At 31.9% G+C, this 1,989-nt stretch carries 3 protein-coding genes; all 3 read left to right on the plus strand.

Annotated elements, in window-relative coordinates; genetic code table 11:
- The coding region (locus tag I2H23_RS15070; RefSeq protein WP_195238905.1) for an SDR family oxidoreductase at nt 1-777 on the plus strand (777 nt) is incomplete at its 5' end.
- A gap of 9 nt (nt 778-786) precedes the next feature.
- Entirely contained in the window at nt 787-1,398 is a 612-nt protein-coding gene (locus I2H23_RS15075) for a bifunctional 4-hydroxy-2-oxoglutarate aldolase/2-dehydro-3-deoxy-phosphogluconate aldolase (RefSeq protein ID WP_207733606.1), read from the plus strand.
- Nucleotides 1,382-1,989: sugar kinase (locus tag I2H23_RS15080; RefSeq protein ID WP_195582041.1), on the plus strand; the 608-nt coding region annotated here is incomplete at its 3' end. The genes I2H23_RS15075 and I2H23_RS15080, both read left to right, overlap by 17 nt.

The raw sequence follows: 1,989 nt of genomic DNA on the forward strand, positions 1-1,989 counted from the left end.
GCTATGGTTGAAGCTTTAGCTAAATGTGGAGCTAAAGTAGCTATACTTGCACTTGGAAAAGAAGCTTGTGAAGCTAAAGCTAAGGAAATAATAGATAATGGTGGATGTGCCATAGGAATAGAAGCTAACGTATTAGATAAAGAAAGTTTAAAAAGAGCTCATGATATAATTTTAGAAAAATTAGGACCATGCGATATATTAATAAATGGAGCTGGAGGAAATCATCCAAAGGGAACAACAACTAAAGAATACTTATTTGAAGAAGATTTAAATAATGAAGAATTAACAACATTCTTTGACTTAGATCCAAAAGGAGTAGAATTTGTATTTAACTTAAACTTCTTAGGAACATTACTTCCATCTCAAGAATTTAGTAAAGATATGATAAACAGAGAAGGATGTACAATAATAAACATATCTTCAATGAATGCATATACACCGCTTACAAAAATACCAGCATACTCAGGGGCAAAGGCTGCAGTAAGTAACTTTACTCAATGGTTAGCAGTACATATGTCTAAAGTAGGAGTAAGAGTAAATGCTATAGCACCAGGTTTCTTTGTAACAGCACAAAATGAAAAGTTATTATTCAATGAAGATGGAACTCCAACTGAAAGAAGTAATAAGATATTAAATAGCACACCAATGGGAAGATTTGGAGAAGCCCAAGAATTAATAGGTACATTATTATATCTAGTAAGTGAAGATGCATCAGGATTTGTAAATGGTGTTGTTATACCAGTAGATGGAGCATTTTCAGCATACTCAGGAGTATAGGGGGATATTATGCTAGAAAGTATAAAAAAAGAAGGAATAGTAGCAGTAATTAGAGCAAAAGACCATAAGGAAGCTAAAGGATATATAAATGCTTGTGCAAATGGTGGAATAAGAGCTGTAGAATTAACATACTCAATACCTAATGTTGTAGAACTTATAAATGAACTAAGAGATGACAAAAATCTTATATTAGGTGTTGGAAGTGTACTAAATGCTAAAATGGCTAAAGATGCAATATTAGCGGGAGCAAAATATGTTGTAAGCCCGGGGTATAGTGAAGAGGTAAACGATGTATGTAAAGAATTAAATACACTTTATTTACCAGGATGTATGACGGTAAGTGAAATAATGAATGCACAAGATAAAGGAAATAAAATGGTTAAGTTATTCCCAGGTGATGTATTTGGACCAAAGTATGTAAAAGCTATAAAAGCTCCAATACCAAATGTTGAAATAATGCCAACTGGTGGAGTTAGTATAGATAATGTAGATAAGTGGTTTGAAATGGGAGTTTCTTGTGTAGGAGTAGGAAGTTCACTATTTAATGCAGGAAGCTTAGAAGATATAGAAAACTTAGCTAAGGAATTTGTGGAGAAAATACAAAATGTCAGAAGCAAATAATAAAAAGGTTTTAGGTTTTGGGGAGGTAATGTTAAGATTAATACCTCCCAACAATAAAAAAATTATACAGTCAAACTCTTTTGAAGCAATTTATGGTGGTGGAGAAGCAAACGTTATAGCAAGTTTATCTTGCTTTGGTCATAAGACTAAGTTTGCGACTAAATTACCAGACAACTCACTAGGTGATAAAGTAATAAGAGATTTAAAAGGATTTGATATAGATACTAGTTCAGTCGTTAGAGGAGAAGGAAGACTAGGAATATATTTTTCTGAAATAGGTCATGGATATAGAAGTACAGAAGTTATATATGATAGAAAATACTCAGCTATATCAATGGCAAATAAAGAAGAATTTGATATAGAAAGTATGCTAAAAGATGTAAGTTTAGTTCATATGTCTGGTATAACTCCAGCACTTAGCAAAGAGTTATATAACTTAGTTATAGATATTGCAAAATACTGTAAAGAAAATGATATACTAGTGTCCTTGGATTCTAATTATAGAGCTAAGCTTTGGAGCTTAGAAGAAGCTAAAGGATTTTTAGAAAAAGTACTTCCTTATGTAGATATAGCATTTTTAGGAAAGTTAGA

The sequence above is a fragment of the Romboutsia sp. BSD2780061687b_171204_C1 genome (assembly GCF_015560225.1).
Classification (GTDB): Bacteria; Bacillota; Clostridia; order Peptostreptococcales; family Peptostreptococcaceae; genus Romboutsia_C; species Romboutsia_C hominis.

Coding starts and splice junctions, on each gene's coding strand:
- I2H23_RS15075 (WP_207733606.1), top strand. CDS start 787: ATGCTAGAAAGTATAAAAAAAGAAGGAATAGTAGCAGTAATTAGAGCA.